The 24,095-nt window shown below is 47.3% G+C and carries 24 protein-coding genes; 4 read left to right on the plus strand and 20 right to left on the minus strand.

From position 1 onward, the window contains the following. Nucleotides 1-30: 30 nt before the first annotated feature. Complete coding sequence (locus AC5JLB_RS24025; RefSeq protein ID WP_495876355.1) at nt 31-228, plus strand: DUF2949 domain-containing protein; 198 nt, start codon at nt 31-33, stop codon at nt 226-228. A gap of 396 nt (nt 229-624) precedes the next feature. Here AC5JLB_RS24025 and AC5JLB_RS24030 read toward each other — a convergent pair whose 3' ends face one another. The 20 genes from AC5JLB_RS24030 to AC5JLB_RS24125 form a co-directional block, all read right to left on the minus strand. Further along, nucleotides 625-1,161 (minus strand): hypothetical protein, encoded by a 537-nt coding sequence (locus tag AC5JLB_RS24030; RefSeq protein ID WP_495876356.1) that lies wholly within the window; start codon nt 1,159-1,161, stop codon nt 625-627. Nucleotides 1,162-1,396: 235 nt separating this feature from the next. Further along, nucleotides 1,397-1,786: a DUF302 domain-containing protein gene (locus tag AC5JLB_RS24035; RefSeq protein WP_495876357.1), complete on the minus strand. Its 390-nt coding sequence runs from the start codon at nt 1,784-1,786 to the stop codon at nt 1,397-1,399. 38 nt (nt 1,787-1,824) lie between these two features. Further along, on the minus strand, nt 1,825-2,004 hold the full coding sequence (locus AC5JLB_RS24040) for an oxidoreductase dimerization domain-containing protein (RefSeq protein ID WP_495876358.1): 180 nt from the start codon (nt 2,002-2,004) through the stop codon (nt 1,825-1,827). Between the two features lie 8 nt (nt 2,005-2,012). Beyond that, nucleotides 2,013-2,816 carry an FAD-dependent oxidoreductase gene (locus AC5JLB_RS24045; RefSeq protein ID WP_495876359.1) on the minus strand — a complete coding sequence of 268 codons (804 nt, stop codon included), beginning with the start codon at nt 2,814-2,816 and terminating at the stop codon, nt 2,013-2,015. Nucleotides 2,817-2,829: 13 nt separating this feature from the next. After that, complete coding sequence (locus tag AC5JLB_RS24050) at nt 2,830-3,213, minus strand: DUF6130 family protein (protein ID WP_495876360.1); 384 nt, start codon at nt 3,211-3,213, stop codon at nt 2,830-2,832. A 32-nt stretch (nt 3,214-3,245) separates the two neighbouring features. After that, the gene (locus AC5JLB_RS24055) at nt 3,246-3,668 is read right to left on the minus strand and encodes a peptidoglycan-binding domain-containing protein (protein WP_495876361.1); all 423 of its coding nucleotides are present in this window, start codon (nt 3,666-3,668) and stop codon (nt 3,246-3,248) included. 257 nt (nt 3,669-3,925) lie between these two features. Continuing rightward, nucleotides 3,926-4,921 carry an alpha/beta hydrolase gene (locus AC5JLB_RS24060; protein ID WP_495876362.1) on the minus strand — a complete coding sequence of 332 codons (996 nt, stop codon included), beginning with the start codon at nt 4,919-4,921 and terminating at the stop codon, nt 3,926-3,928. A 317-nt stretch (nt 4,922-5,238) separates the two neighbouring features. Continuing rightward, nucleotides 5,239-6,678: an FAD-dependent oxidoreductase gene (locus AC5JLB_RS24065; protein ID WP_495876363.1), complete on the minus strand. Its 1,440-nt coding sequence runs from the start codon at nt 6,676-6,678 to the stop codon at nt 5,239-5,241. Between the two features lie 73 nt (nt 6,679-6,751). Beyond that, a complete protein-coding gene (locus tag AC5JLB_RS24070) occupies nt 6,752-7,663 on the minus strand; it encodes an alpha/beta fold hydrolase (RefSeq protein ID WP_495876364.1) in 912 nt (303 codons plus the stop codon). 52 nt (nt 7,664-7,715) lie between these two features. After that, nucleotides 7,716-8,366, minus strand: coding sequence for an MOSC domain-containing protein (locus AC5JLB_RS24075; protein ID WP_495876365.1), 651 nt, complete (start codon nt 8,364-8,366; stop codon nt 7,716-7,718). Nucleotides 8,367-8,385: 19 nt separating this feature from the next. After that, nucleotides 8,386-9,135, minus strand: coding sequence for a glucose 1-dehydrogenase (locus tag AC5JLB_RS24080; protein ID WP_495876366.1), 750 nt, complete (start codon nt 9,133-9,135; stop codon nt 8,386-8,388). Between the two features lie 29 nt (nt 9,136-9,164). After that, a complete protein-coding gene (locus AC5JLB_RS24085) occupies nt 9,165-9,596 on the minus strand; it encodes a cupin domain-containing protein (protein WP_495876367.1) in 432 nt (143 codons plus the stop codon). A 40-nt stretch (nt 9,597-9,636) separates the two neighbouring features. Then, nucleotides 9,637-10,227: a Dps family protein gene (locus tag AC5JLB_RS24090; RefSeq protein ID WP_495876368.1), complete on the minus strand. Its 591-nt coding sequence runs from the start codon at nt 10,225-10,227 to the stop codon at nt 9,637-9,639. Between the two features lie 28 nt (nt 10,228-10,255). After that, the gene (locus AC5JLB_RS24095) at nt 10,256-11,068 is read right to left on the minus strand and encodes an alpha/beta fold hydrolase (protein ID WP_495876369.1); all 813 of its coding nucleotides are present in this window, start codon (nt 11,066-11,068) and stop codon (nt 10,256-10,258) included. A 79-nt stretch (nt 11,069-11,147) separates the two neighbouring features. Next, nucleotides 11,148-11,705, minus strand: coding sequence for a DsbA family protein (locus AC5JLB_RS24100; protein ID WP_495876370.1), 558 nt, complete (start codon nt 11,703-11,705; stop codon nt 11,148-11,150). Between the two features lie 201 nt (nt 11,706-11,906). Further along, nucleotides 11,907-12,536 carry a response regulator gene (locus tag AC5JLB_RS24105; RefSeq protein ID WP_495876371.1) on the minus strand — a complete coding sequence of 210 codons (630 nt, stop codon included), beginning with the start codon at nt 12,534-12,536 and terminating at the stop codon, nt 11,907-11,909. After that, nucleotides 12,533-15,301 carry a PAS domain-containing protein gene (locus AC5JLB_RS24110; RefSeq protein WP_495876372.1) on the minus strand — a complete coding sequence of 923 codons (2,769 nt, stop codon included), beginning with the start codon at nt 15,299-15,301 and terminating at the stop codon, nt 12,533-12,535. The genes AC5JLB_RS24105 and AC5JLB_RS24110 overlap by 4 nt, the downstream gene beginning before the upstream one ends. A 59-nt stretch (nt 15,302-15,360) precedes the next feature. Continuing rightward, nucleotides 15,361-15,966: a DsbA family protein gene (locus AC5JLB_RS24115; RefSeq protein ID WP_495876373.1), complete on the minus strand. Its 606-nt coding sequence runs from the start codon at nt 15,964-15,966 to the stop codon at nt 15,361-15,363. Between the two features lie 265 nt (nt 15,967-16,231). Next, nucleotides 16,232-16,861: a response regulator gene (locus tag AC5JLB_RS24120; RefSeq protein ID WP_495876374.1), complete on the minus strand. Its 630-nt coding sequence runs from the start codon at nt 16,859-16,861 to the stop codon at nt 16,232-16,234. Between the two features lie 6 nt (nt 16,862-16,867). After that, nucleotides 16,868-22,933: an AAA family ATPase gene (locus tag AC5JLB_RS24125; protein ID WP_495876375.1), complete on the minus strand. Its 6,066-nt coding sequence runs from the start codon at nt 22,931-22,933 to the stop codon at nt 16,868-16,870. 259 nt (nt 22,934-23,192) lie between these two features. Here AC5JLB_RS24125 and AC5JLB_RS24130 point away from each other — a divergent pair, with 259 nt between their 5' ends. Genes AC5JLB_RS24130 through AC5JLB_RS24140 form a run of 3 tightly spaced genes read left to right on the plus strand, consistent with a single transcriptional unit; the run spans nt 23,193 to nt 24,030 of the window. Next, on the plus strand, nt 23,193-23,585 hold the full coding sequence (locus AC5JLB_RS24130; protein ID WP_495876376.1) for a hypothetical protein: 393 nt from the start codon (nt 23,193-23,195) through the stop codon (nt 23,583-23,585). Nucleotides 23,586-23,605: 20 nt separating this feature from the next. Next, the gene (locus tag AC5JLB_RS24135; protein WP_495876377.1) at nt 23,606-23,833 is read left to right on the plus strand and encodes a hypothetical protein; all 228 of its coding nucleotides are present in this window, start codon (nt 23,606-23,608) and stop codon (nt 23,831-23,833) included. Next, complete coding sequence (locus AC5JLB_RS24140; RefSeq protein WP_495876378.1) at nt 23,821-24,030, plus strand: type II toxin-antitoxin system VapC family toxin; 210 nt, start codon at nt 23,821-23,823, stop codon at nt 24,028-24,030. Before AC5JLB_RS24135 ends, AC5JLB_RS24140 begins: the two co-directional genes overlap by 13 nt. Nucleotides 24,031-24,095: the final 65 nt, after the last annotated feature.

Here is a 24,095-nt window from a genome sequence, read left to right on the forward strand (position 1 = left end):
GGGGGCGTTGATATCTAGCAGACAGTGACAATGGAAACGGCTCCTCAGAGACTCATTGACTTTCTCAAAGACACCCTACATCTCTCAACAGCCTGCATCGCTCTAGCCTGGAAGCAAGCTGAACAAACTCCTAGCCTGATGCCGATTGCTCTTTGGCAATATGCGCTGATCTCCTTGAACCAACTTGACCAAATTTTTGATTGGTTACACGATTTACATCAAGATTAGGATGTAACTAGCGAAAGTAGCGAGCAGCAAACACCATAGTTAAGTTCCTACAACGTACAAGCAAAACATTGCTTAACTTGCTGATTAAACCATGAACAGTCTTTTGACCTACCGTTTGAATGTGCTGACCCAGATTCGAGTGTTTTTAGGCTCAACCCTTGAAGATCCGAATAACTCGTCGAATTTGTTCAACCTGATCAACGATCCTATTTGTCAATTAAAGCTGGCGAACCTTTATTCATATTGCTGCGATCGTCTTCGTGTTCAGCTTGATCGCTATTATAGGCATTGTGAGCAAAAGCGTTAAACATGCGATCGCTGCCGCACTCGTTGCTAGTTTGCTAATGATTGACTTCTTTTTCCTGGTGGGTCTCTAACGCCGCTTATCGCATTAGTTTATGCTCTCAACTGCTGACGGATATGGCCTTCATTCAGACCCAAACGATGGAACAGCCGATCGTACTCCCTCATCCGCTGCTTTAATTGGCTCAGTTCTTCGACAAGTTGATCAACTTCAATGGATTGTTTTGTTGAAGCCGTGTCAATTGTTGTTTCAGGCGTTATGGCACCAGTTCTATCACTGTTGAATAAGGTATAATCGCTTGCTTCTAACAACAAGCTAAACGCACGAAAAAATGTTTTAAGCGTACTCTTATCAACTTTGACCTCGCAGCTTAACAGGCGGCTGACAGTCCGCTCATCCAGAGTCGATCGCTCACTCAATTGTTCATAGGTGTAGCGCTTGCCGAATTCGTCACCCAACACTCCAGCTTGCATCAGCTTTTGCCACCCTTGATGAGATAGAACTGCACCTCGATTACGACTACGTTTTGCTAATGCGAGATGAGATTCGATTTGGTCATGACTTTGCTGTTGAAGGGAGCCATCTACTGAAGCGATGGGAGTAAATTGAGCGTGTAGAATTTGATTCATCGGTTTCACCTCAGTTTTTCCTACGAATTCCTAACAATTCAATTACATACGATGTTCGCTTCGTTCGTTGCGATAGCGGCGTTGCATGGCTTCAATATATGCAATTAGCTTTGACCTGTCGTCCACTGAGAGTTGAAACTTTTATATGATAGAAAGATTGATCAACTAGTCCATCTAAAATAGAAGATTGACTCGAACTTAAGTTGGAATTCGGACTCAAACTGAAGTACAGATGTTAAGCCAGCACTTGTTTTACTAGAGATGGAACCACTGCAATGTTTTTAACCAATTCATCAGAAAGAGAAAATCGTTGTTTTAGGTAATCGGTATCGTTGTAACTCAACCATACCTCACCGCTAGTTGATTCCCATGCCAGCACTTTCAAGGGTAAATCCAGAGCGATCGTGGGTTCTGCCATCATCAAAGGCGTTCCAGCTTTAGGATTACCAAATAGTAATAGCTGCGTTGGCGGCATCGTTAATCCAACTTTTTCAGCTTCCGCTTTTTGATCAATGCGGGCAAAGATGTTGATACCTTTTGTTTGTAGGATGGCTACTAAGCGATCAAGGGTTTCTGTGACTGAATAGGGACTGGGTAAGCTGATAATGCCGTTATTTGAGTTCATTGCAGTCAACTCCTTGGATTGTGTTTGTACTTACTGCCTCATAGCTTTGTAAACAGCAGATTTAGCCCTTCAGTCATTGTAGGATGAGTCAATACGCCATCTCGTAAAACGGTGTAGGGCATCTGAGCCAGCATCACCATCTGTACAGTCGAAATCATTTCGCCTGCCGCATGACAGAACAAGGTGCAACCGAGAATACGCCCTGTTTGAGTATCCACGATCGCCTTCAGCAATCCATCGGTTTGTCCGGATGTTCTGGCTCTGGGAACTGAAGCACGATATCTTGACCGGATCGATCAACTCTCAAAACCCTCGCATTTAACAGGAATTCAATACCCTCTCGTTTCAACAGAGTTTGAACCGCGATCGCGATATCTGAATCTTGTTGCGACAGAATTTGCTCACTCTGTCCAATCAGGGTCACACGAGAGCCAAAACGTCGGAACATTTGGGCGAATTCTAATCCAATGTATCCACTGCCGAGAACAATGAGATGGTCGGGTAGCTGTTCTAATTCCAGAATCGACTCGCTGGTTAGAAAACCTGTTTCTTCCAGTCCGGGCACTGATGGAATCAGTGGTTTTGTACCTGTATTGATGAACAATCGCTCTGCGGTAAGCTGACGAGTCTTACCTTCAGCCGTGATCACTTCAATGGTCTTAGGAGACACAAACTGTCCTGTGCCAATAATTAAATCATGACCCAGAGCCGTCTCTAGATTGTGCAAGTTTATTGATCGCGCAGATTGCACAACCGATCGCTTTCGCTCAATCACTGCTGCTAAATCAACAGTAGGTGGATTGACGTTAACCCCATACATCGCGCTGTTTCGTACAGTATGTGCAACGTTAGCGCTTGTTACCATCGTTTTAGTTGGAATGCAGGCAACATTAATACACCCGCCGCCAATCATGTTTAAGCTCCGTTCCACAAGGGCAGTTTTTCGTCCGTTTGCAACCAGTGCGGGTGCGAGTGTTTTTCCAGCTTTGCCACCCCCGATAATAATGTCGTCGTAATATTCAGTATTCACCGTTTTCTCCTTGCTAAGAATTGGGCAGCGTAAACGTCACTGTTTCACTAGTGATGACTTTGTGTGTGGGGTCGGCTAGTTCGATCAATACTTTATGCGGACCCGATTCCAAACCGACCAGGATAATCGTTTCGCCACTGGCATCGACAAAGTGCCACGGTGCATCATCGACAGTAATGTGAACATGACCGATACGCGGCGATACGTCGAGGGCACCTTTGCCAAACACGGGCAACACACGCAAGTTCTCCGTCCGGTACTGGATGAAAACACGACCCTGAGATAGTGGTTCGGGAAGCGGTGGATCGACAATCAGCTTGGGTGGCGCTTCGTTTGCGATCGCAATCAACGGTGATGGCCCGATAATATCCCTGGCGCTCAGGATGTGGTTGTTCATTTCTATCTCCTTTATGTGAGAAGCGGGGCAAGTTACGACTTCCAGGGCAGCGGAGACCGATAGGAATTTTCAAACTGATCGATCGCCTCCCAAGTGCGAGGGTTGACCTGTCCAGTAACCGGAATTTTATACCGTTGCTGTAGATCTTTCACCGCAGATTCTGTGATCACCCCAAATACGCCATCCACAACTGCGCCACCTGGGTTTCCTAATCTGACTCCTGCGGCGTGTAAGAATCCGTCATCAGATAAAATTTGCTGCAATTGTGCAACGCTTCTGCCGCGATCGCCACGCCGCAGAGTGGGTAATGTGATATCGGTGTATGCGGTTGCGATAAGTATCGGCAATTGTTGATGTGGAGCAGTTGACGCGATCGCTGCATGGGTCAACGAAGCTCCACCCAACGCTGCAGTCAGTGCAGTAAATAGCATTGTTTTAGACAGCATAAAAGTCATTGAACCGTTTAGTGAAAATTGTCTCAAGTGTGTTGTCATGGTTTCTTTTTTGATGGAACATCTTTGTTTGTAGATTTCATGCCTGTGTCAATTCAGATTTTGCATCTTTCCCGACAACCCGCTCGCAGATGAATTGCGGGCAGTTGACGCCTGTAAGATCTCAGTTAAATAAAGTTGAGGGAAGGGAGAAGACGCAAGGATTTTGGTTATTTTCTAGCTCTTCGCGTCCCCGTGTCCCTCTTCCCCCTTTCCACGTCCTATTGCAGATGCTTCTTCAATTCAGCCGCTGCTTGAACAAACAGAGAACGGACTTGTGGCAGCTCAGCTAAAGCATTAAGTAGTCCGAAGTCATGAATCATGCCGTTGTACTGCACCGTTGTTACCTCTACTCCGGCTGCATCGAGCTTGCGTCCATAAGCTGTGCCTTCATCATGCAAAATATCGCTCTCTGCAACCTGAATTAACGCTGGAGGCAAACCTTTTAGTTGCTCAACCGTCGCCTGTAGGGGAGAAGCATAAATGTCTTTGCGCTTTTCTGGATCGGCGATATACATGTCATACATCCACTTCATCGTGGGTGCGGTTAAGTACCGTTTGTCGCCGAATTGGTGGTAAGAGTTCGTTTCAAAATCGGCATCGACGATCGGCCACATCATGATGTGCAGCTTGATGTGTGGTCCTCCTTTATCTTTCGCCTGCAAAGCAGTGACTGCTGTCATATTGCCGCCGACACTGTTGCCGACGACTGCCAGATTTTTGCCATCCACACCAATCTCTTCACCATGCTCGGCAACCCATTTGGTAGCAGCATAAATCTCATTGATTGCCTGTGGATAGGGAGCATCTGGAGTGCGAGTGTAGTTGACAAAGACCCCTGCAAACCCTGAAAGCACAACCAGATCACGCACCATGCGCTTGTGGGTTGGGTAATCGCCCAGTATCCATCCGCCGCCATGAATAAAGATGAAAACAGGCAATGTACCTTTGACTCCTTCCGGTCGCACGATGTTGAGCGTAATCGAATAACCGTCAGCAGTAATCATCTTCTCAGACTCTTCAATGCCCGAAAGGTCTACTGGAACAGAAACTTGTGCGTCTACAAGAACTTGACGTGCTTCGAGTGGAGGTAATGTTTCTAGAGGTACACCACCTGAATTCAACACTTTCAAGAATTCCTTCACTTCCCTGGAAAGACGCGGATCATCTGCAACTTCCAAAATTTTTGCTGTTGGCGAATTCACTTGAGCAACCATGACATTCTCCTTTGATAAGTAGTAAACAATCTGTTGAAATGACACTGTTAACCCTCATTTGTTACTCTCGCTGAAGCGAACCCTGAAACTTAGCCCCAGTGCGAGTTTCCTATTTTGACGGCTCGAAAGTGACAAAAGAGCAAAACGCAAGTGCAGCAGAGCTTTCAGCTTTTGCTCCTACCAAAGTGACAAATGAGGGGTTAAACGAATTGATTTAACAGTGATGCGTGATCAGCAGTGATTGTGGAATGGCAATCACTTTCTACTGACATCGTTGACCAGCCACAAATAGTTTTGGCTGGTGAAAAGGTTTCGACCTAGCGGGTCGCTGCCTCGATCGGTTGTTTCCACACAGCAGCAGCGTAGAGCGAGTCCTCAAAATCGGGGGCGATATCACCTGCGATCCGTGCCTCATGCTGCGCCCAGTCCTCAAAGAACAAGTCTTGACTAATGCCCGATACGATCGCAGGTACGTCGCGGCGGATGCTCCGGATGTCCCCAATTGGCAAACCGAAGCTGACGAAACCAGCCGGATTAAAGACGTGAATGTTTTTCAGATAAGGGGCAGTGCCAGGTACTTTTTCTAGGTATTCGTGGGCGCTACCAAGGTAAGGGTGCGCCCCCAAATCGTCGGCACGCAAGTCTTCTGGTGGCTCGTAGCGATCGCGCCAGAGAGCAATATGTTGGGCAAAGTCAGCTAGTTCGGGACGCTTTGTTGGGTCAACGAAGTAACCAGTGCCAGCGATCGCAAAATCAAATTCGAAAACATCATCATTCACCTGAGCGACAATGCGATCGCCCGTTTCCCGTGCCGATTTCCAAGATGCAGATAGGTGAATGTGAAAGTTCGGGAAGGCGATCGCTCGCTTAATCGCACTTGGTGGTGGCGTGGAGCCTGCTTGACGAAAGCGCCAAGCCTGGAACCAGCGGTCTGCATCGGGGAGTTGGGAATAGTTGTCGTAAGCACCAGGGTATTCCCGTACTGGAATGACTGATAGAGATGCGATCGCAGACCGCCGTGAAAACAAGTGGACTGCCTTAGCTCCCGATTCCAGCGCCACTCCCGCTGCATCGAAAGCTGAAGCCGCCGCACCCATCACCGCCACAGTCTTACCGCGCAGTGATTCAAAATCGATGGCATCGCCAGTATGAGCGTACAGCGTGCGTGGTAAGTCAGCCAGTACTGGAGGGATAGATGGACCACCCGTGCCAGCCACGCCATTGGCGAAGATAATTTTTCGCGTCGTCTCTACCTGCGGGACACCGTTTACCTCAAGGTGGAGGCGGAAGAAACCTGCGGCTGGCTCAATCCGCACCAGGTTCGTCCGGTAACGAACCTGGATACCGAGGAAGTGCCGATACCAACTGAGATACTCAGCCCAAGACACTCGCCCAATGCGATCGATCGCCGCATAAGCTGCCGCACCGTGCCGCGCTTCGTACCAAGCTTGAAAGGACAATTCTGGGATACCCAGTTCTGGACCCGACAGATGTTTCGGTGTGCGGAGTGTTCTCATCCGCGCTCTCGTTAGCCACACGCCTGCATGAGCCTCGTCATCGGCTGCATCGATCGCCGTCACGCGACCGATTCCAGCACGCCGTAGCGCAAATACAAAGGTGCTACCGCTACCGCTACCACCGATTATCGTGACATTGTGATCGATGCCACGGCGATCGGGCACCCAGTTTTCGGGAGCGGGACCGAGCAAGCGTAGTGACTCGCGGGCTGCAAAATCGGGATCGGTTGTTGTTGTCATGTCGATCTCCTTGAATCTCGTCTGGCAGAAACATTGTTGGATCTGCATTTGGTTGCCTTTGCTGTTCTCATGCTCAAGCGACTCGCACAGTTGACTCAAAGTGCATAGCACCCTTTAGCATGGGGTTCTCCGCAACGTGGGTGGTCAAAAAGCGGCGAATATGGTCTGAGATCGCGTCCCCATCTTCTTCCAGGGCAAAGTGTCCGGTATCGAGTAAATGGAACTCAATATCTTTCAAGTCGCGCTGATAGGGATATGCACCTTCAGCAGGGAAAATGGTGTCGTTTTTGCCCCAAACAATCAAGGTTGGAGGTTGATATTGGCGGAAATACTCCTGCCATTGCGGATAAAGCGGTGGATTCGTGCCGTAGCTATACAGCAGCGCCAATTGAATCTCGCCGTTACCGGGGCGATCGAGGAAATGTTGATCCATCGTCCAGGTATCAGGGCTGATTGCTTCTAGATTGCGAACGCCGTTGGTATATTGCCACTTCGTTGCTTCCAGGGTGACAAGGTATTTGAGCTTTTCCGCATTCTCAGGCGATCGCTCCTGCCAGTATGCCTTGATCGGCTCCCAGAATTCGCGCAATCCTTCCTCGTAAGCATTACCATTTTGCACAATCAGACTTTGTACGCGCTCTGGATATTTAGCGGCAATCCGATAGCCAACCGGAGCACCATAATCCATCATATAAAGGCTGTACTTTTTGAGATCGATCGCGGCAATGAATTTCTCCACAATCTCAGCCAGGTGATCAAACGTGTAGTCGAATTCATTCACGGTTGGCATCGAACTGCTGCCGTAGCCCGGATAGTCAGGTGCAACTAGATGGAATTGATCAGCAAGCGCAGAAATCAGATTGCGGAACATATGAGACGAAGTTGGGAAGCCATGCAGCAGTAAAATTGTTGGATTATCACGAGAACCTGCTTCGCGGTAAAAGATATCTAAACCATCGATCGAAACTGTACGATACGTAGTCATGATTTTGCTCCTTGTTAATGTTGAATAACACTGAAATGCAAACGTGTCTCATCTATCTCACGTCTTGACGATGAATCTGCTCCTGAAAGTAATCGCGCCAACTTTCAGGTAACGCTTCCAATTGAGTAGCGCGATGAAGTAAAGCTAGATGGTTCTTCTCACGGGTATACAGTTGAGTGATGTCAGCAACCGTAATGTTGCTGCTATCTCGGCTCACCAACTCTAAAGTGTCTCCGGCTCCAACTTCGCCCTCTCGCAAAACCCGAAAGTAAAATCCAGTTCGACGACTGGCGAGAAATCGTTTCACCATATCGGGTCGCCCAAAGCGAATCCCCAGTTTGTAGCAAGGCAGGCGCGGTTGTGTCACCATTAGTTCCACACTGCCGATTTGGAAGCGATCGCCAATGTTCAAGTCTTCTTCTTTAAATCCCGTAACTGTGAAGTTTTCACCAAAGATGCCTGGTGTTAGTTCTGTGTCAGGCAACTCACTGCGCCAGTAATCGTAATGCTCGAATGGATAGACATACACGGCTTTGTCTACTCCACCATGAACAGTGAGATCCGCTTGTCGATCGCCATCTAAATTGAGTTCACGCACCATTACTTTCGCATTGACTGGTTCTTTGAAAATTCCAGTGCGAACGATTTTTCCTTTCCAGGTCACTTCACGCGGCAGTCCGACGTTGACAGAGATGAGTTGCATGATTCACTCCTTTTAGACTCTAAATCTGCGCCATTCCACCATCAACAAATAGCTCGATGCCGTTCACAAAGCTGCTGTCTTCTGAAGCCAGAAAAACAACGGCTCTGGCAATCTCATCAGGTGTGCCGACTCGCCCTAATGGAATGGTGACAGCTTGGCTATCCACGAATTCTTGCACCTGCTCGTCATTGAGCCCCAGAAGATTGTAACCAGGGGTAGGCACGACACCAGGACTAATCGCATTCACCCGGATCTTGCGTTCTTTGAGGTCGAGTATCCAATTGCGGGCAAACGACCGCACGGCGGCTTTGGTGGCGCTGTAAACACTGAAGGCTGGCGTACCAACAGTAGAAGCAGTCGAGGCATTCAGGATAATAGAAGCGTTCTCTGGCAACAGGGGCAGTGCCTTTTGTACGGTGAACAGCAAACCTTTGACATTAATGTTGAATATTTTGTCAAAGTGTTCTTCAGTGATTGCTCCAAGTGGGGCAATTTCTCCAATACCAGCATTAGCGAAGACCACATCGAGATGTCCTTGTTCTTGCTTGATCTTGTCAAACACACGATCGAGGTCTTCTAACTTCGAGACATCACTTTGAATACCTGTGACGTTTTTACCAATGTTTTCTACAGCAGCATCTAATTCGGTTTGACGACGACCTGTGATGAAGACATAGGCTCCCTCAGCCACAAACTGTTTAGCAGTGGCAAGACCGATACCGCTATTCCCACCCGTGACAAGCGCGATTTTTCCTTCTAGCTTTCTCATTTTGATAAATCCTATGGTTGTTCTAATTTTTAAGGGAGATCTCCAGGTGCACCCAGAACTTCGTCGCCAATTTCGCTAGAGACGCGCATGAATAATTCCAGGTCAACTTCCTCATTCTCGTTTAGCGTCCCTGTTGCTTCAATTAAGTCAGCAAAGCCACTAGGTGAAGCAACGACTAATGCACGCGATGGTTTGTCACCCAGTGTGGCGACCACATGGGGTGTGCCAGGAGAAATTAGAAAGCTTTCGCCAGGGGTTAGCACCACCTTGTTCTTACCCGCCCAGACTGTCAACTCCCCTTCTAGCACGTAGAGTTGTTCGGAATAGCGCGTGTGGCGGTGGGGTGGGGTCTGCGTACCAGGAGGGGAATAGCCCTCAATCAGGTCGTATTTACCGTCAGTCGTAGTGCGATCGGCAAGAATGGTAAGACGAGTGCCCAAAAGCCAGAAAGATTGTGTCATGCATTTACTCCTGTTGATAAGAGTTCCTGAATAATCCAAGCTAGCTGTGTACCAGCGGTGTATCTACTAAATGTTCTGCTAGAAACCAAACCTGTAGCTCATTCACTCGCAACGCTTGACTCACCAGCAAATCGTTGGTACTGCTATCTTGATTTGCTGCTGTTTTGTCGATCGCCCCTCTCAATTCCCCGATAATCAACTCGTGTGCTTCCAGCAACCGCGATAGCATCACGGGTACTTCTTCAACGCCGTTAGGAGGACGCCTAATCTTAGTGACTTCTGCCACATGACGTGGGTCAGCAATTGCTACACCTCCGAGCGTTTGCACCCGTTCACCCAGAGCATCAATTAATTCGATTTGTTCACTAGCATGTTTGTCGAGCAACAAATGTAGTTGATAGAACGTATGTCCACGCATCAACCAATGATGTTTCTTGTACAAGTGATAGAGAATGATTGTATCTGCCAGAATTTGATTGATCAACCTACAGCTTTCGCTGCGGACGCTAGAGTTGAGAACAATTGGCAGATCGCGCAGAGTACCGTACTGCTGAATTTCATACCCATGCTGATGCAGCAAAGGTTGACTGCGATCGACTTCAGTGATTTTGCCTGTATTTTGAGTGGGCATAATTAGATTTCCTTGTCCTTCTTTAGGGCTACTTCGCAGCAGTACTTGCTGCTTCAATTACTTTGGCAACCTCTCTTGGATGAGAGATAAAAGGAACATGGCTGGAGTTGACTTCGGTTGTCTTAGCACCGATTCGTTTAGCCATAAATCGCTGAAGTTCAGGATTGATAGCACGATCGCTTTGAGTCACGAGAAACCAGGAAGGAATCGTTTTCCAGGCGATGTCACTTAGTGTTTGCTCAAATGCTGCGCTGGCAATCGGCTTTTGGGTTGCTGCCATCACTCGCGCCTCAGCCTCCGATACGTCCTGAGCGAAAAAGTTGTGGAACTTCCCGCGATCGACAGAGAGAAAGTTTGCGGCATCTGACACGATCGCCGTGCTAATGGGAGGTGCTGCATACTTTTTATTCAAATCGCTCGTCGTTTCACCCACATCTGGTGCAAAAGCGTTGACATAAACCAGAGCCTTCACCCGTGGATTGCCAGCCGCCGCACCGGTGATCACATTCCCAGCATAGGAATGCCCGACGACAACAACAGACCCTTTCTGATCCTCAATCACTCGCTTCGCCGTTGCGACATCATCAGGAAGCGAGGTGAGCGGAATCTGTGCAGCAGTCACTCTGTAGCCATCCTGCTCCAACAATGGAATGACGTGTTGCCAGGATGTACCGTCAGCATAAGCTCCATGAACGAGAACGATCGCAGGTTTAGAGTTAGACGCTCGCGGTAATTCTTGTGAAGTGCCTGATGTTGAGTAGATTGATACTCCAATGACAGCACTAAATGCAAACAGCCACAGCAACCATTTCCGAACTTTTTTCCATGAAAAAACCCTCATTGTAACCACCTCTATAGGTTGTTTGATTGTTGGAGTCTCCTCTTGGCAGCGTAGAAGTTATGAAAGACTCATCAAGACCTTACTTACTTGCAGTGACAATGGCTGCCATTATTTGCCCAATCGTCCAATGATCGAGGTAGCGACTTCCATTGATAAACAAAGCGGGTGCAGCCTCGACTCCACTTTGCAGTCCACCTTTGATATCGGCATTGATGCGATCGACATACACTCCCCTAGATAAATCCCGTAAAAATTGAGAAATATCAAGTCCTAAACGATTGGCATACTCCACCAGATAGCCATTTCCTAGTTCTTGTTGATGAATGAACAGCATCTCGTGCATTTGCCAAAACTGTCCTTGAGTGGCTGCGGCTTCCGCCGCTTCCGCCGCACGTTGAGCATGAGGATGGATTTGCTCTTGGGGGAAATGACGGAAGATAAAACCCAAATTATTTTCTCTAGAAGAAGCACTTAACTGTTGTTGAGCAACTTTAATCAACCGATAAACATTTGCACTCCGAAAACATTCATAGTCTCCATACATTACGAGTACCACAACAGCACTTAACACACCTTGAATATGGTCTTGCGTTGAAGGTGGGACAAATAAAGAACCATGATCGGGATCGTAAACCATTGTTCGGTTCGGGTAAAGCAAACTTAAACTTTATAGCTTAGTTGCTGTTCGTGTTTGCATGAGTTCAATATAGGAAATCGACTCTCATTTGTCGTCCACTTAGAGTTGACACTTTTGTATGGTCGAGGGATGGGTGAACCAGTCCATCTCACGATGGAGAGTTAGCTCCAACTCAAGTTGGTATTCAAACTAAAGTACAACCTATAAATTGACAAGCCCGCGTTTAACAGCAGCAATCACGGCTTGAGTACGATCGCTCACTCCCAGTTTGCTCAAAATGCGATTCACATGCGATTTGACGGTGCTTTCACCAATACTCAAAGCTACCCCGATCTCTTGATTACTCATTCCTTGTGCCATCAAACGAAGCACTTCCAGTTCTCGCTCACTCAGTTCTGGATTGCTCATTCGCTGCAATAATTTTGCCCCCACTTCTGGCGGAAGATATTTCTGACCGTTATGAATGGCACGAATCGCATTCAAAAGCTCACCCGGTTTAGCATCTTTAAGCAGATAGCCTTGAGCACCCGCCTGCAAGCCACGATAGATGTCTTCATCACCATCATAGGTCGTAAGTACCGCAATCCGAGCCTGCTTAAATTCAGCACAAATTGTACCGATGGCTTCAACTCCTGCCATTTTGGGCATTCGTAAATCCATGAGCGTGATATCAGGTTGGTGTTCGCGATACAGGTCGATCGCTTGTTGCCCATCTTCAGCTTGAGCAATCACGGTCATTTCTGGATCAGAATCAATAATGGCTGCCAATCCTTTTCTGACAATGGCATGGTCATCAACGATCAGAACCCGAATTGTAGTGGATTGGCTCATTGTAAGTCGCCCTCTCGGTTGATAGTGACAATAATTTCTGTTCCCTGTCCTGGTTGGCTTTGAATCGCGAGTTGGGCACCAACGCGCTCTGCCCGTTCGCTCATTCCTAATAAACCAAAACCACTGCTGACCGGAGCGCTACCCACTCCAAAGCCCCGTCCATCATCTTTAACCCGTAAGATGCACTGTGTGTGGTTGTACACTAACTCAACCCGGATTTCGCCAGCACAAGCGTATTTGATTGCATTCGTTAATGCTTCTTGCCCAATTCGGAGTAAGTTATTCTCCACATCGGCTGGTAAGGAATAGGCTATCCCCTGAGTCTCGTAAATCAGAATCGTGTCGATCGTCGATCTCATCTGGGTCACGAGGCGGTGCAGGGCGCTCTCTAAATTGCCCTCTTCCAATAGCTGCGGGCGGAGTGCTGCTACAGATCGCCGTGCCTCTGCTAGCCCAATGCGTGCTAGTTCATCAATCATTTCCAAGTAGACCTGGGTTGCTTCCGGGTCGTCTAATGGCACTTGTGTTGCTGCTCCAACTTGAAGCAGAATACCTGTGAAAGATTGAGCGAGCGTATCATGAATTTCTCGCGCCATCCGGTTGCGTTCTTCCAAGATAGAAGCTGCTTCAGCGAGTTTGCGATCGCTAATGTCTGTCATGAGACTGTAGAAACCTCTCACCTGAGCATTGTCATCGAAATCAGCAATAAAGGTGGCGCTGATGCAACGCTGATCATCTGGGAGAGGGATTTCTGCTTCTAGAGGGACCGTTTGCCCTGCAAACACCTGATTGATGTACGGCTCAACCCGTTGATAAACCGCCTCACCGAGCAATTGACGAACCGGGTTGCCCAAAATTTGATCACGGCTACGGTTGAACCAAACCTCATAGGTACGGTTGATGAATTGAAAGCAGCGATTGGCATCGACATAGCTAATCAGAACGGGTAGAGCGTCGGCAATCAATCGTAATTCCTGCTCCTGGTCGCGTAGCTCTGCTTCGCTTTGCTGTAAAGCTGCCGTTCGTTCTGCAACTTGTTGCTCTAGGGTGCGATTGTATTCTGCTAACAGCTTCTCTGCTTGTTTACGTTCGGTGATGTCTTGAAAGGCTGCGATCGCATACAGAATGTTGCCAGACTCATCAAAAATTGGAGTTCCCCAACTTTCGATCGGAATGATGCGATTCCCCTGGTGAATTTCGATATCATCCACACTGCCCTGTTCGCCGTTTAGCGCTCGTATCATCATCAGTTGTTCGGTTGGGTAGGGGCGATCGGTTCCTGCCACATAGAGTTGATAGACCTCGGCAATTTGCTCTGGGGTGACAGACGGCAGCACCTCCTTGCCCAAGAGTTGAATTGCCTTCTGATTCGCGTAATAAGGGCGACCTGTTGCGTCTAGAACCGCAATTCCTACCGGAACCGACTCTAAAATTTTCTGGAGGCGGGTTTCACTTTGGGCGAGGGTCTGGTTTAAAGACTGCATTTTGGCAAAGGCGATTTGAAGCTGCTGTGCCATCTGGTTGAATGATCGAGCCAGTTCGCCCAAATCGCCCGAGCGCTCAATTTCTACCGTCTGATCCCATGCACCGTCTGCTAGCGCTTTTGCCGATTGACTGACGCTGACAATCGGTTTAGTGATCCATCGGGCAATCAAAATGCAGATCGCAATGCCAAGCAGCAAAGCCGCAATACAAAGCAGAATCGTCGTCTGAATGCTCTGATTAATCTTTGCCATGAAATCGGATTCAGGCAACACCGTGACAATCAGCCAATCCAGCCCACGATTATCTTTGAATGGCATCACCTGAAGCAACTGCCGCCTACCATCGAAATTAAAATCAAGCTGTTCCGCAGTCTGGATCTGCCATAAATCGCTAAAACGATCGCGCAAATAGGCAGCAGTAGCTCGCACGGTAGGGTTACGGCTCTCAACTGCGGACAATCGATTTGCCGCCGCCCCACTACTGATAATCGCCTCTCCGGTGGAAGTGGCAACCAGTTGTCCCGATCGTTCTAGAATAAAGGCGATGCCTGTCTTGCCGATTTGCAGGCTCGCCAAAAAACGGCTCATCTCATTAGGCAAAAATACATCGGTGGCGCAGACCCCCAACAGCGATCGATCAGCAATGCTATAGACAGGCGTACTGGCAGTGATCGTTGGCAACTGGCTAGCAAAATCGGCATAGATTCCACTCCAGATTGGTTCGCCTGCCGTCACTGCTGCTTTATACCAGGGACGAACCCGCGCATCGAAGGCTTTGTTGCCTTGGCTGATTAACTGGTCTCGCTGACCATTGTGATCAAGGCTGTAGCCGTAGAGTTTATGGTTTGTAGCAACATTACTCGACCGCAGTTCAATTGAGTGATCGGCAGGGCTACGTCGCACCCCTAGAAGAGAACCTTTGCGATCGCCACAGTAGATATCACTCACCATTGGATAAATCTGAATTTGCTGCCAGAGTGGAAACTCACCTTTCACGGCGCTAGGGCCAATTTTTCCCTGAGCGAAGGTGCTGGCATTGAGCCGATTGATGTTATGGGGTATCTCGGTATAAGTTTGTAGTTTGCCTTCGATCCGGTTCGTCAGTTCCCGCCGCAGTTGACTGGCGAGATCGTTGATGGCTTCCTGTCTATTTTGGAAGGAAAAATACCCCACTAAGCCGACCGTCACCAAAGTTTGCAGCACAAACGGCACAATCAAAACCGTCTGTAATGGCACCGTTCTGGAAACTTGAGCTACAACTTGCTTGAGAAGACTGCTCATCAATCAGATTCCTCATTTATGGCAGTTAGCGCACGTTGATCTATGTATTGACGAAACTACTAGCCGTGGAAAGCTTCAGCGATCGCAACGCGTAGTGGCTCAAACTCCAAAGTGTCTCCATAACGCACACCATTGATAAATAACGTTGGAGTGCTAACCACCCCACTCTCCATTCCGCTGGCAATGTCTTGATTGATGTGATCAACGTACACTTTTTGGGCAATGTCTCGAATAAACTGAGTTACATCAAGCCCTAAATTGTCAGCGTATTCTGCTAAATACCCATCTTCTAGCTCTTGCTGATGCTTCAATAGCATCTCGTGCATCTGCCAAAACTGCCCTTGTGCTGCTGCTGCTTCTGTCGCTGCTGCTGCTTTTTCAGCTTGAGGATGGATTTGAGGTTGAGGAAAATGCCGGAATACAAAGCATAGAGAATCTCTCCCGAATAAGGTCGCCTCAAACTGGCGTTGAATTGCCTGAATTGAGGTATAAAGTTCACTACATTGAGGACACTGATAATCCCCATACTCAACAAGCACAATGCGAGCATTCAATGATCCTTGTCGATGGTCTTGCTCAGAAGGAGGTACAACTAATTGGTTGCGCTCTGCTTCGCAGTTACCGCAAGGGTCGCCAAGTGCGTCGCCAGGAATAGCATCGCTCATTCTAAACCCTCATGCTAAATCTTTGAGGAGAAGAGATTCATCGTGTGCACTCTGAAATGTCTTCCCTTCAACTCTGATAGTCGTTTATATGAGGTTACTGTATGAGACTTGCTTAGGCTTGTCGTCAATTCAGGGCTTGTATTTTAATCAACAAAATGATTGAGGATGAGTCAATTTGAGGGAGTAGAACGAATCAAACTCAGGTTTGATTGCCTTACAGACTAAAATATGATGGTTAACCCAGGCAGAAGTACCATCTTTGTTTTTACAAGTTAGCAATTCCGCGTTTCAAAGCAATAATGGCTGCTTGGGTGCGATCTTTGACATCTAGCTTGCTTAAAATTCGGTTGATATGAGTCTTCACTGTACTTTCACTAATATTGAGAGCAGTGCTAATTTCCTGGTTGCTCATGCCCTGTCCGACTAACTGGAGAACTTCTAATTCACGATCGCTCAGTTCTGGAGCAGTGATTCGTTGGACTAACTTGGCAGCCACCTTGGGGGGAATATACTGTTGTCCCCTAGTCACTGTCCGAATGGCCGTCAATAGTTCCTCTGGCTCAGAGTCCTTCAGTAAATATCCCTTTGCCCCGGCTCGCAATCCTTGATAAATCTCTTCATCACTGTCATACGTGGTCAGCACAATAATTCGGGCATTGGGAAATTCATTGCAAATAACAGTAATCGCTTGCACACCTCCCATCTCAGGCATCCGTAAATCCATCAAAGTCACATCAGGCTGCTGTTGCTGAAAAACTGCGATCGCTTCATGCCCATTTCGCCCCTGACCCACAATGACGATATCTGGAGCCTCCTCTAACATTCCGATCAACCCCTGGCGGACAACAGGATGATCATCCACAACCAGAACGCGAATGCTACTGAGCTGATTCATGCTGACTTACCCTCGATTAATAGATACCGTGATTTCTGTCCCTTGCCCTAAGTCACTTTGAATCTTTAATTCAGCGCTAATGCGTTCAGCCCGTTCTGCCATCCCCAGTAAACCAAAGCCATTCCGCATCGCCTGGTTTTCTACCTCAAATCCTTGCCCATCGTCTCGAATTCGCAAGCTGCATTGGGTCAGTTCATAGATCAGTTCAATGCGGATTTCATGCGCGTTGGCATGTTTGATTGCATTGGTCAAAGCTTCCTGCCCAATCCGAAACAGATTATTTTCCAGATCAGAGGATAGGGGATAGGGTGTACCCATGACTTTGTAGACGATTTGGGCTGCGATCGACGGGTCTAATTGAGCCGCAAGACGGCTTAAGGCATCCTGTAAGTTACTGCTCTCTAAAAGATATGGGCGGTGTAGTGCCTCTACTGAACGACGTGCCTCCGCAAGCCCAGAACGCGCTACGTCGAGGATCTGAGTCAGGAGAGTTTGCGCTTTTTCTGGGTCTGCTATTACCTTATTGGCGGCAGAGCGAGCATGAATGACAATCCCTGTAAACGCTTGGGCTAAAGTGTCGTGAATTTCCCGTGCCATGTGATTGCGCTCCTCTAGAATCGAGGCTTCTTCGGCTCGTTTGCGATCGCTAATGTCTGTCATGAGACTGTAGAAACCTCTTACCTGAGCATTGTCATCAAAATCAGCAATAAAGGTGGCGCTGATGCACCGCTGATCATCGGGGAGAGGGATTTCTGCTTCTAGCGGGACCGTTTGCCCTGCAAACACCTGATTAATATACGGCTCAACCCGTTGATAAACCGCCTCACCGAGCAGTTGACGAACCGGGTTGCCCAAAATTTGATCACGGCTACGGTTGAACCAAACCTCGTATGTACGGTTGATGAATTGAAAGCAGCGATTGGCATCGACGTAGCTAATCAGAACGGGTAGAGCGTTGGCAATCAGTCGTAATTCCTGTTCTCGTAAACGAAGCTCGTCGAAGACACCGCGCAGCTCTGCTTCGCTTTGCTGTAAAGCTGCCGTTCGTTCTGCCACCTGAAGTTCCAGGGTGTGGTTGTATTCGGTTAACAGTGTCTCTGCTCGTCTCCGCTCCGTGATGTCTTGGAAGGCTACGATCGCATAAGCCACGTTCCCATGTTCATCAAAAACTGGCGTTCCCCATGCTTCAATGGGAATAATAGTCTCGCCTCGGTGAATCTCTAAAACATCCGTTCTTGTCCGTTCGCCTCTTAACGCTCGGACGATTGGCATCTCCTCAGGAGAACAGGTTTGATCCGTTCCCGCCAGGTAAACTTGATAAACCTCTGCAAGATGATCGGGTGTCGCGGTAGGATCAACGCCTTTACCTAGTAGCTGAATGCCTCGCTGATTGACATAGTAAGGACGACCCGTCGCATCCAAGACCCCTATTCCCACTTGAACCGCTTCTAGAAATTGATTTATCTGACTTTCGCCGTCACGTAGTTTCGAGTAAAGTTTGGCATTTTCGATCGCAATGGCTGCTTGAGCAGAGAGTAGATTAAGAACTTGCGCTCGCTCCGGTGTAAATACTCCAGTTGCTAGTTGATTTTCTAGATACAACACACCCACAAGTTTACTTTGATTCAACAACGGTAAACAAAGAAGCGATCTCGTTTGGTTATGCTGAATGTATGGCTCATTAATAAAATTACCTTCGCAAGTTGCATCATTGAGGATGACAGATTCATGAGTCCGAACCACATATTGAATAATGGATTCGGGTAAGCGATTTGCAATTGGAGTCGATCGCAGTACTTGCGCCGCATAGACTTTCGCAGTTTCATTGAGTTCACAAGCCACTTCGATCTTCCATTCTCCTAAGTTTTCCAAAAGCAGGCATCCAGTTTGTGCCCCAGCATTTTCAATTAAAATCTGCATTAGAGAACTGAGCAACCGCTCCAGTTCAATTTCACTCGAAATTGCTTGAGCTGCTTTCATCACTGTCGCTAAATCGAGAGCAGTATGTGAGGTACTTGAAATGGTTCCGATCGCGGTGCGAACTGGTGTAGACACGTTGGAGGTCTGAGGAAATAGTTGAGAATAACGAATTTCTAAATCTTTAACCTTTGCCATTGCTCCCCATCGTTCATAGCAATAGTGAGCTTCCTTCATGTAAGTTTGAGCAAACTTTTCTCTACCACGAGCTAAGTAATGCTTGGCGGCTAATTCATAGGCTAATGCTTCTTCTTGAAGATACTTGTTGTCCTTGGTCCCTTGAATAGCTTGTTCGTATAAGTTTTCTGCTTCAAAAAATTGACCCAAGACTCGCGCTTTCTCTGCCTCAACGAGATGAAACTTGTGTAAAAAGTTTTCTGGACAGCTATTCGACCATGCTTTCAAGCGCTCCTGATGCGATCGAATCTGTTCCAAAGCATTACTTTGTTCTGCTGGAGATAGACCGGAATATAAGTTGAGCAGAATCAGAGAACCATAATAGAAATAACTACTATAGGTTGTAAATCCTACGATAGAATTCAGGATCTTTCCCGCTTCAATGAAATAATGGCAGCCTTGCTCAAAATCTGCTGTTAAACAGGCAAGATGCATTCTGAGGATGTAATAAAGACAAATTGAAAATCGTATTTGTGAGGTTTCACCCTGATGAACTATTTTTTCTGTTCCCCTGAGCAATTGATCGTATTCCTGTGCCGCTTGCCCTAAAGCAAGTTTTGCGATAAAAAATTTAGCTCCAGCCAGTGCTACCTTTGCAAGCTCGTCCTGAATCTGCTCCGCCACCAGCTGATATTTTTCGTTGTCTTCTGCAACGGTTGTTAAATTTTCGCCTTGAAATAAGCGATTAAAAATGTTACCAACCAAGTTATAGGCTGCAAATTGAACATTTCCCGACTCCATGCTTGCCAGAAAACCTTTGTAATTGACCGTGGCTGCCCCCGCTATAGGCTTTGACCAAACTTGAATAAAGCCTCCAAACAACATCTCAGCTTTACACTGCTGAGATTTACTGTTTAGCTTGTAGCTAAGCTGCACCGCTAAATCTGCAAACTCATAGCCTCGTTGGTATTGCCCTTCCATCAAGCCCAAGAGAAGACCATAGTTTGCATAAGCCTTAATAGACTCAGCAATATTTCCATGCTCAATGGAAAGACGAACTACTCTTAAACTGACAAAGCAGTAAAGTTCAATATTAGCCGTAATGTAAGTTGGTATATCTACAGCAATTAGCAATCTAATCATTGCTTGAATGACTGGATCGCTCACTGTTGGTAAAGTTAAAAGCGAGGAAATGGAGCGATTTTCTAAGCTTTTGGCAACAGCAGCAAACTCTTCACGGACTAGTTCTGTCAAATTCTTGCCCTGAATCTCAATCCCCAACTCATGCAATCCAATCAGACCTGTTTGAACTGCTTCCTCACATTCGCCTTGTAGAGTATATTGAGTGATTTGAAAAACACGAATATCTACGCGATCGACGGCAGAAAAAATGTGTTCTAAAGCAACCTTGGTTGTGGCATTTAGTTGCTCATAGCTAGCATTGCTCAACTGTGCTGCACAGAGAGTCCGATACAGGTTAAACATCAAGTCGTACTGACTTATCCAAGCCTCTGCTTCGAGCAAGCCAATGCCAGTCTCAAGATACCGAATCGCGGCTTCATAGGCTGTAGAGGAGATGGCTTTTTGAGCGGCAGCCAAGTTGAGCCGTGCTATTTTCTCTTTTTCATCTTTCTGTGTCAGCAGGGATTGACCAAAGTTGATGTGGTTGACAATATCAAAAAGCATCTCACTTTGTTCGACCTCAGAGAGCTTGCTGAGCAGTAGTTGTCCAATAGAGTAGTGCGTTACTTGCTTTTGATCCTCAGAAATCAAAGCATAGGCAGCTTGCTGTACTCGATCGTGCAAGAACTTATACTCTTGGACTAACAAGTCCTCATCTAATTCAGACAGAGGTTGAATGAATCCTCCTTGTACTGCTTGCAGTAAATCCTGAAAAACCGTTTTGGGCGATTTCTCACACACGGTTCCTTCGGAGTTGCGCTCTGCGCTAGTCGCTAACGTTTCCAAATCAAATTCAGCCCCAATGCAGGCGGCTAGTTGAAGAAGTTGCTGCGTTACCTCTGGTAGTTTCTTCAGCTTGCTCAGCAGCAGCTCCACCACATTATCAGTAATGGCTTGAGCTTCAATCTGAGCCATGTTCCATTGCCAGCTTTGCTGCTCAGCCGTAAAAGTCAACCAATTTTCGCTGTGCAACATTCGTAAAAATTCACCCACAAAGAAGGGATTGCCCTCAGTTTTATGTAACACTAACTTTGCTAAGGGACGAACAATAGCCGCGTTGTGATGTAGGGTTTCAGCAATCAACTGACTTAATGGCTCCAGAGTTAAGGGCGACAGATTAATCTCCTGAAACAATGCCCTCTGCTGGCGCAGTTTCTCCAGCAATGATACGAGTGGATGCGTTGGATTTACTTCATTGTCTCGATAAGCTCCGATCAAGAATAGGGATTGGGTTTGCTCATCGAGCATTATCAGTTCAATTAATTTCAGCGTGGCGGAGTCGATCCACTGCAAATCATCTAAGAAGACCACAAGCGGATGTTCTTTAGAACAAAACACCCGCACAAACTGCTGAAAGGCTCGATTAAAGCGATTTTGAGCTTCTGTTGCCCCAACCTGTGGCACAGGCGGCTGCTTACCCACAATTAATTCAACTTCCGGGATCACATCAATGATGAGTTGCCCATTGCTTCCCAGGGCACTTAGAAGTTTCGACCGCCATTGTTGCAGTTGCTCGTCAGGTTCACTTAGCAATTGTTGAACTAGTTTTCGTAGAGCATCCGCGATCGCGCTGTAGGGAATATTGCGCTGAAACTGGTCAAACTTACCAGAGATAAAATAACCCCGCTTTGCTGTGATCGGTTTATAAAGCTCTTTCACTAATGCTGATTTGCCAATGCCAGCAGAACCGGAAACTAACATCATCTCGGAAAACGCGGAAGCGCAGGCAAACGGAGACGCAGGGGTATTGTCGTTCTCTCCATCTCCACGCCTCCCTATCTCCGCGTCCTCTCTCCCTGCTACCCTCTCAAACGCTGCCAATAACGCTGCAATCTCCTCCTCCCGCCCGTATAGTTTTTGTGGAATTTGAAATTGATCGGAAGCATCTTGCAGACCCAGTTGAAAGGGGTTAATTTGACCACTTGTTTCTAATTTATCAACACAGTCCTCTAAATCCGCTTTGATACCCCAAGTACTTTGATAGCGGTCTTCTGCATTCTTCGCCATCAGTTTCAAAATAATGTCTGAAACAGACTTGGGAATCTTAGCGTTCAACTTATACGGCGGTATAGGAGATTTGGCAAGATGACAGTGGACGAGTTCAAGGACATCTGTTGTGGGAAAGGGCAACTGCCCAGTGAGCAATTCGTAAAACGTCACGCCGAGCGAGTAAAAATCAGTGCGATAATCGACCGAACGGTTCATGCGTCCAGTTTGCTCTGGAGAAAGATAAGCGAGGGTGCCTTCTAAGACATGCGGGCTTTTGAACATAGGATTAGTGCGGTTGAATTGAGTCGCAATCCCAAAGTCAATGATTTTGATAACGCCAGTACCTGGATTAAGAACGATGTTGCCAGGATTGATATCCTTGTGAATGACGTTAGCCGTATGGATTCTGCCTAAAATTTTGGTAACGTCGATCGCAAGCGGGAGAAAAGCGGATATGGGCATGGGGCAGAAGATTTCTGGACGCTGCCGCATCCAGCACTCCAAGGACTCCCCGCCAAAGTCCTCTAAGAGAATGACCAGTGTGCGTTGATACTCCTGTTGACTGTAAGCTTTAATCACTCCTTCCAGGTTGAGGGAGCATGTAATTTGATATTCCTGTTTGTAGCGAGTTATTTCTTGAAGAGAGGGGTAGTCTTGCTTGAGCAGTTTGATGACGATCGCCTGACTATCTTGCACTCGGACGCCTCGATACACCAAAGAGGCTGAACTCTCATAGATTTTACTGGTAATGGCGACTCCGGCTAGAGCAATCATGTAACTCGCTCCCGATTTTAGGACATGAGCCATAGCGCTAATTGTAACGATCGTCAAACCGCCGAACAATTAAGACAATCCAGAGAATGAATCGTTGCATCAATTGCGGTGAGCAAACCCCTCTCAAAAGGATAGTCCTAAACAAGTAAGGATAGAATGATCGGTGAGGTTAAGGGTTGTCTCGCAGTCATGCTCTCCTGACGGTTGTGTCGCAAAGACTTTAAAGCGACAAACGAACTGGTCTCGTTCGTATTGCTTTAAGTACTCACTCCAAAGAGTTCATTGATAAATCTTGCTCCAGATACAAAAATGGTGGTCAGAACTCTGCAACGCCCAAGGCAAAAAAGACTACGACTGGTCACACCTCGCCGCCCGCTACTTCCGCGATCGCGTCGATGCCAAATGCCAGACCGATCCTTCTCTTGCCGTTGCCCACGGTGTTTTCTGGAAATACCATCCCACCAAAGCCTACGAATGGGAACTTCGCCTTCAAGACGAAATTGCTCCCGACCTCACGATCGACGAACTTGATTCCGACCTCGATCGACAAACTTTCGAGCAAGACAAACCCGAACTCGTTAAGCAGCTAAAAGACAAAGAAGAAAAACGACGAGAGCGAAAACGCAAAAAAGACGACGATGAACCCTTACCCTTATTCAAGGAATCCGACGACAATGAAGACTAGCCCCCCCCAAAGGAGCCATCATGCTAAACGGAATTAGACAAACCGTAACCGTTCAACCGGGCGGACTGATCGAACTGCGATCTCCAGAACTCCCCCCTGGTGAAACGGTCGAAGTCATTGTTCTTTTGGAAGCCAAACCTGCTCATCAAAAATTAGGCGACTTCATCGGAGCCGCTCAGGGAAACTTTCCAACCCCTGAAGCTGTAGATCAATTCGTCCGGCAGGAACGAGACGCATGGGAATCTTAAATGCCATTCAAGGCAATCAAGTGTATCTCGATACCAACATTTGGATTTATGCACTCGAAGCATTTCCAGCTTACGTTCAAGAACCAACTACCCTCTTTCAAGCAATCGATCAGGGTAATTTACTGGCTGTCACCAGCGAACTCTCACTGGCAGAAATCTTAGTAAAGCCGATTCAAAACCAAAACGCATCTCAGTAAAACCTCTATAGAACCCATTTGGGATCTTTTTGAGAAGGGCTAAAATCAAAAATAAATGCCGTACT

The sequence above is a fragment of the Myxacorys chilensis genome, from assembly GCF_059505265.1.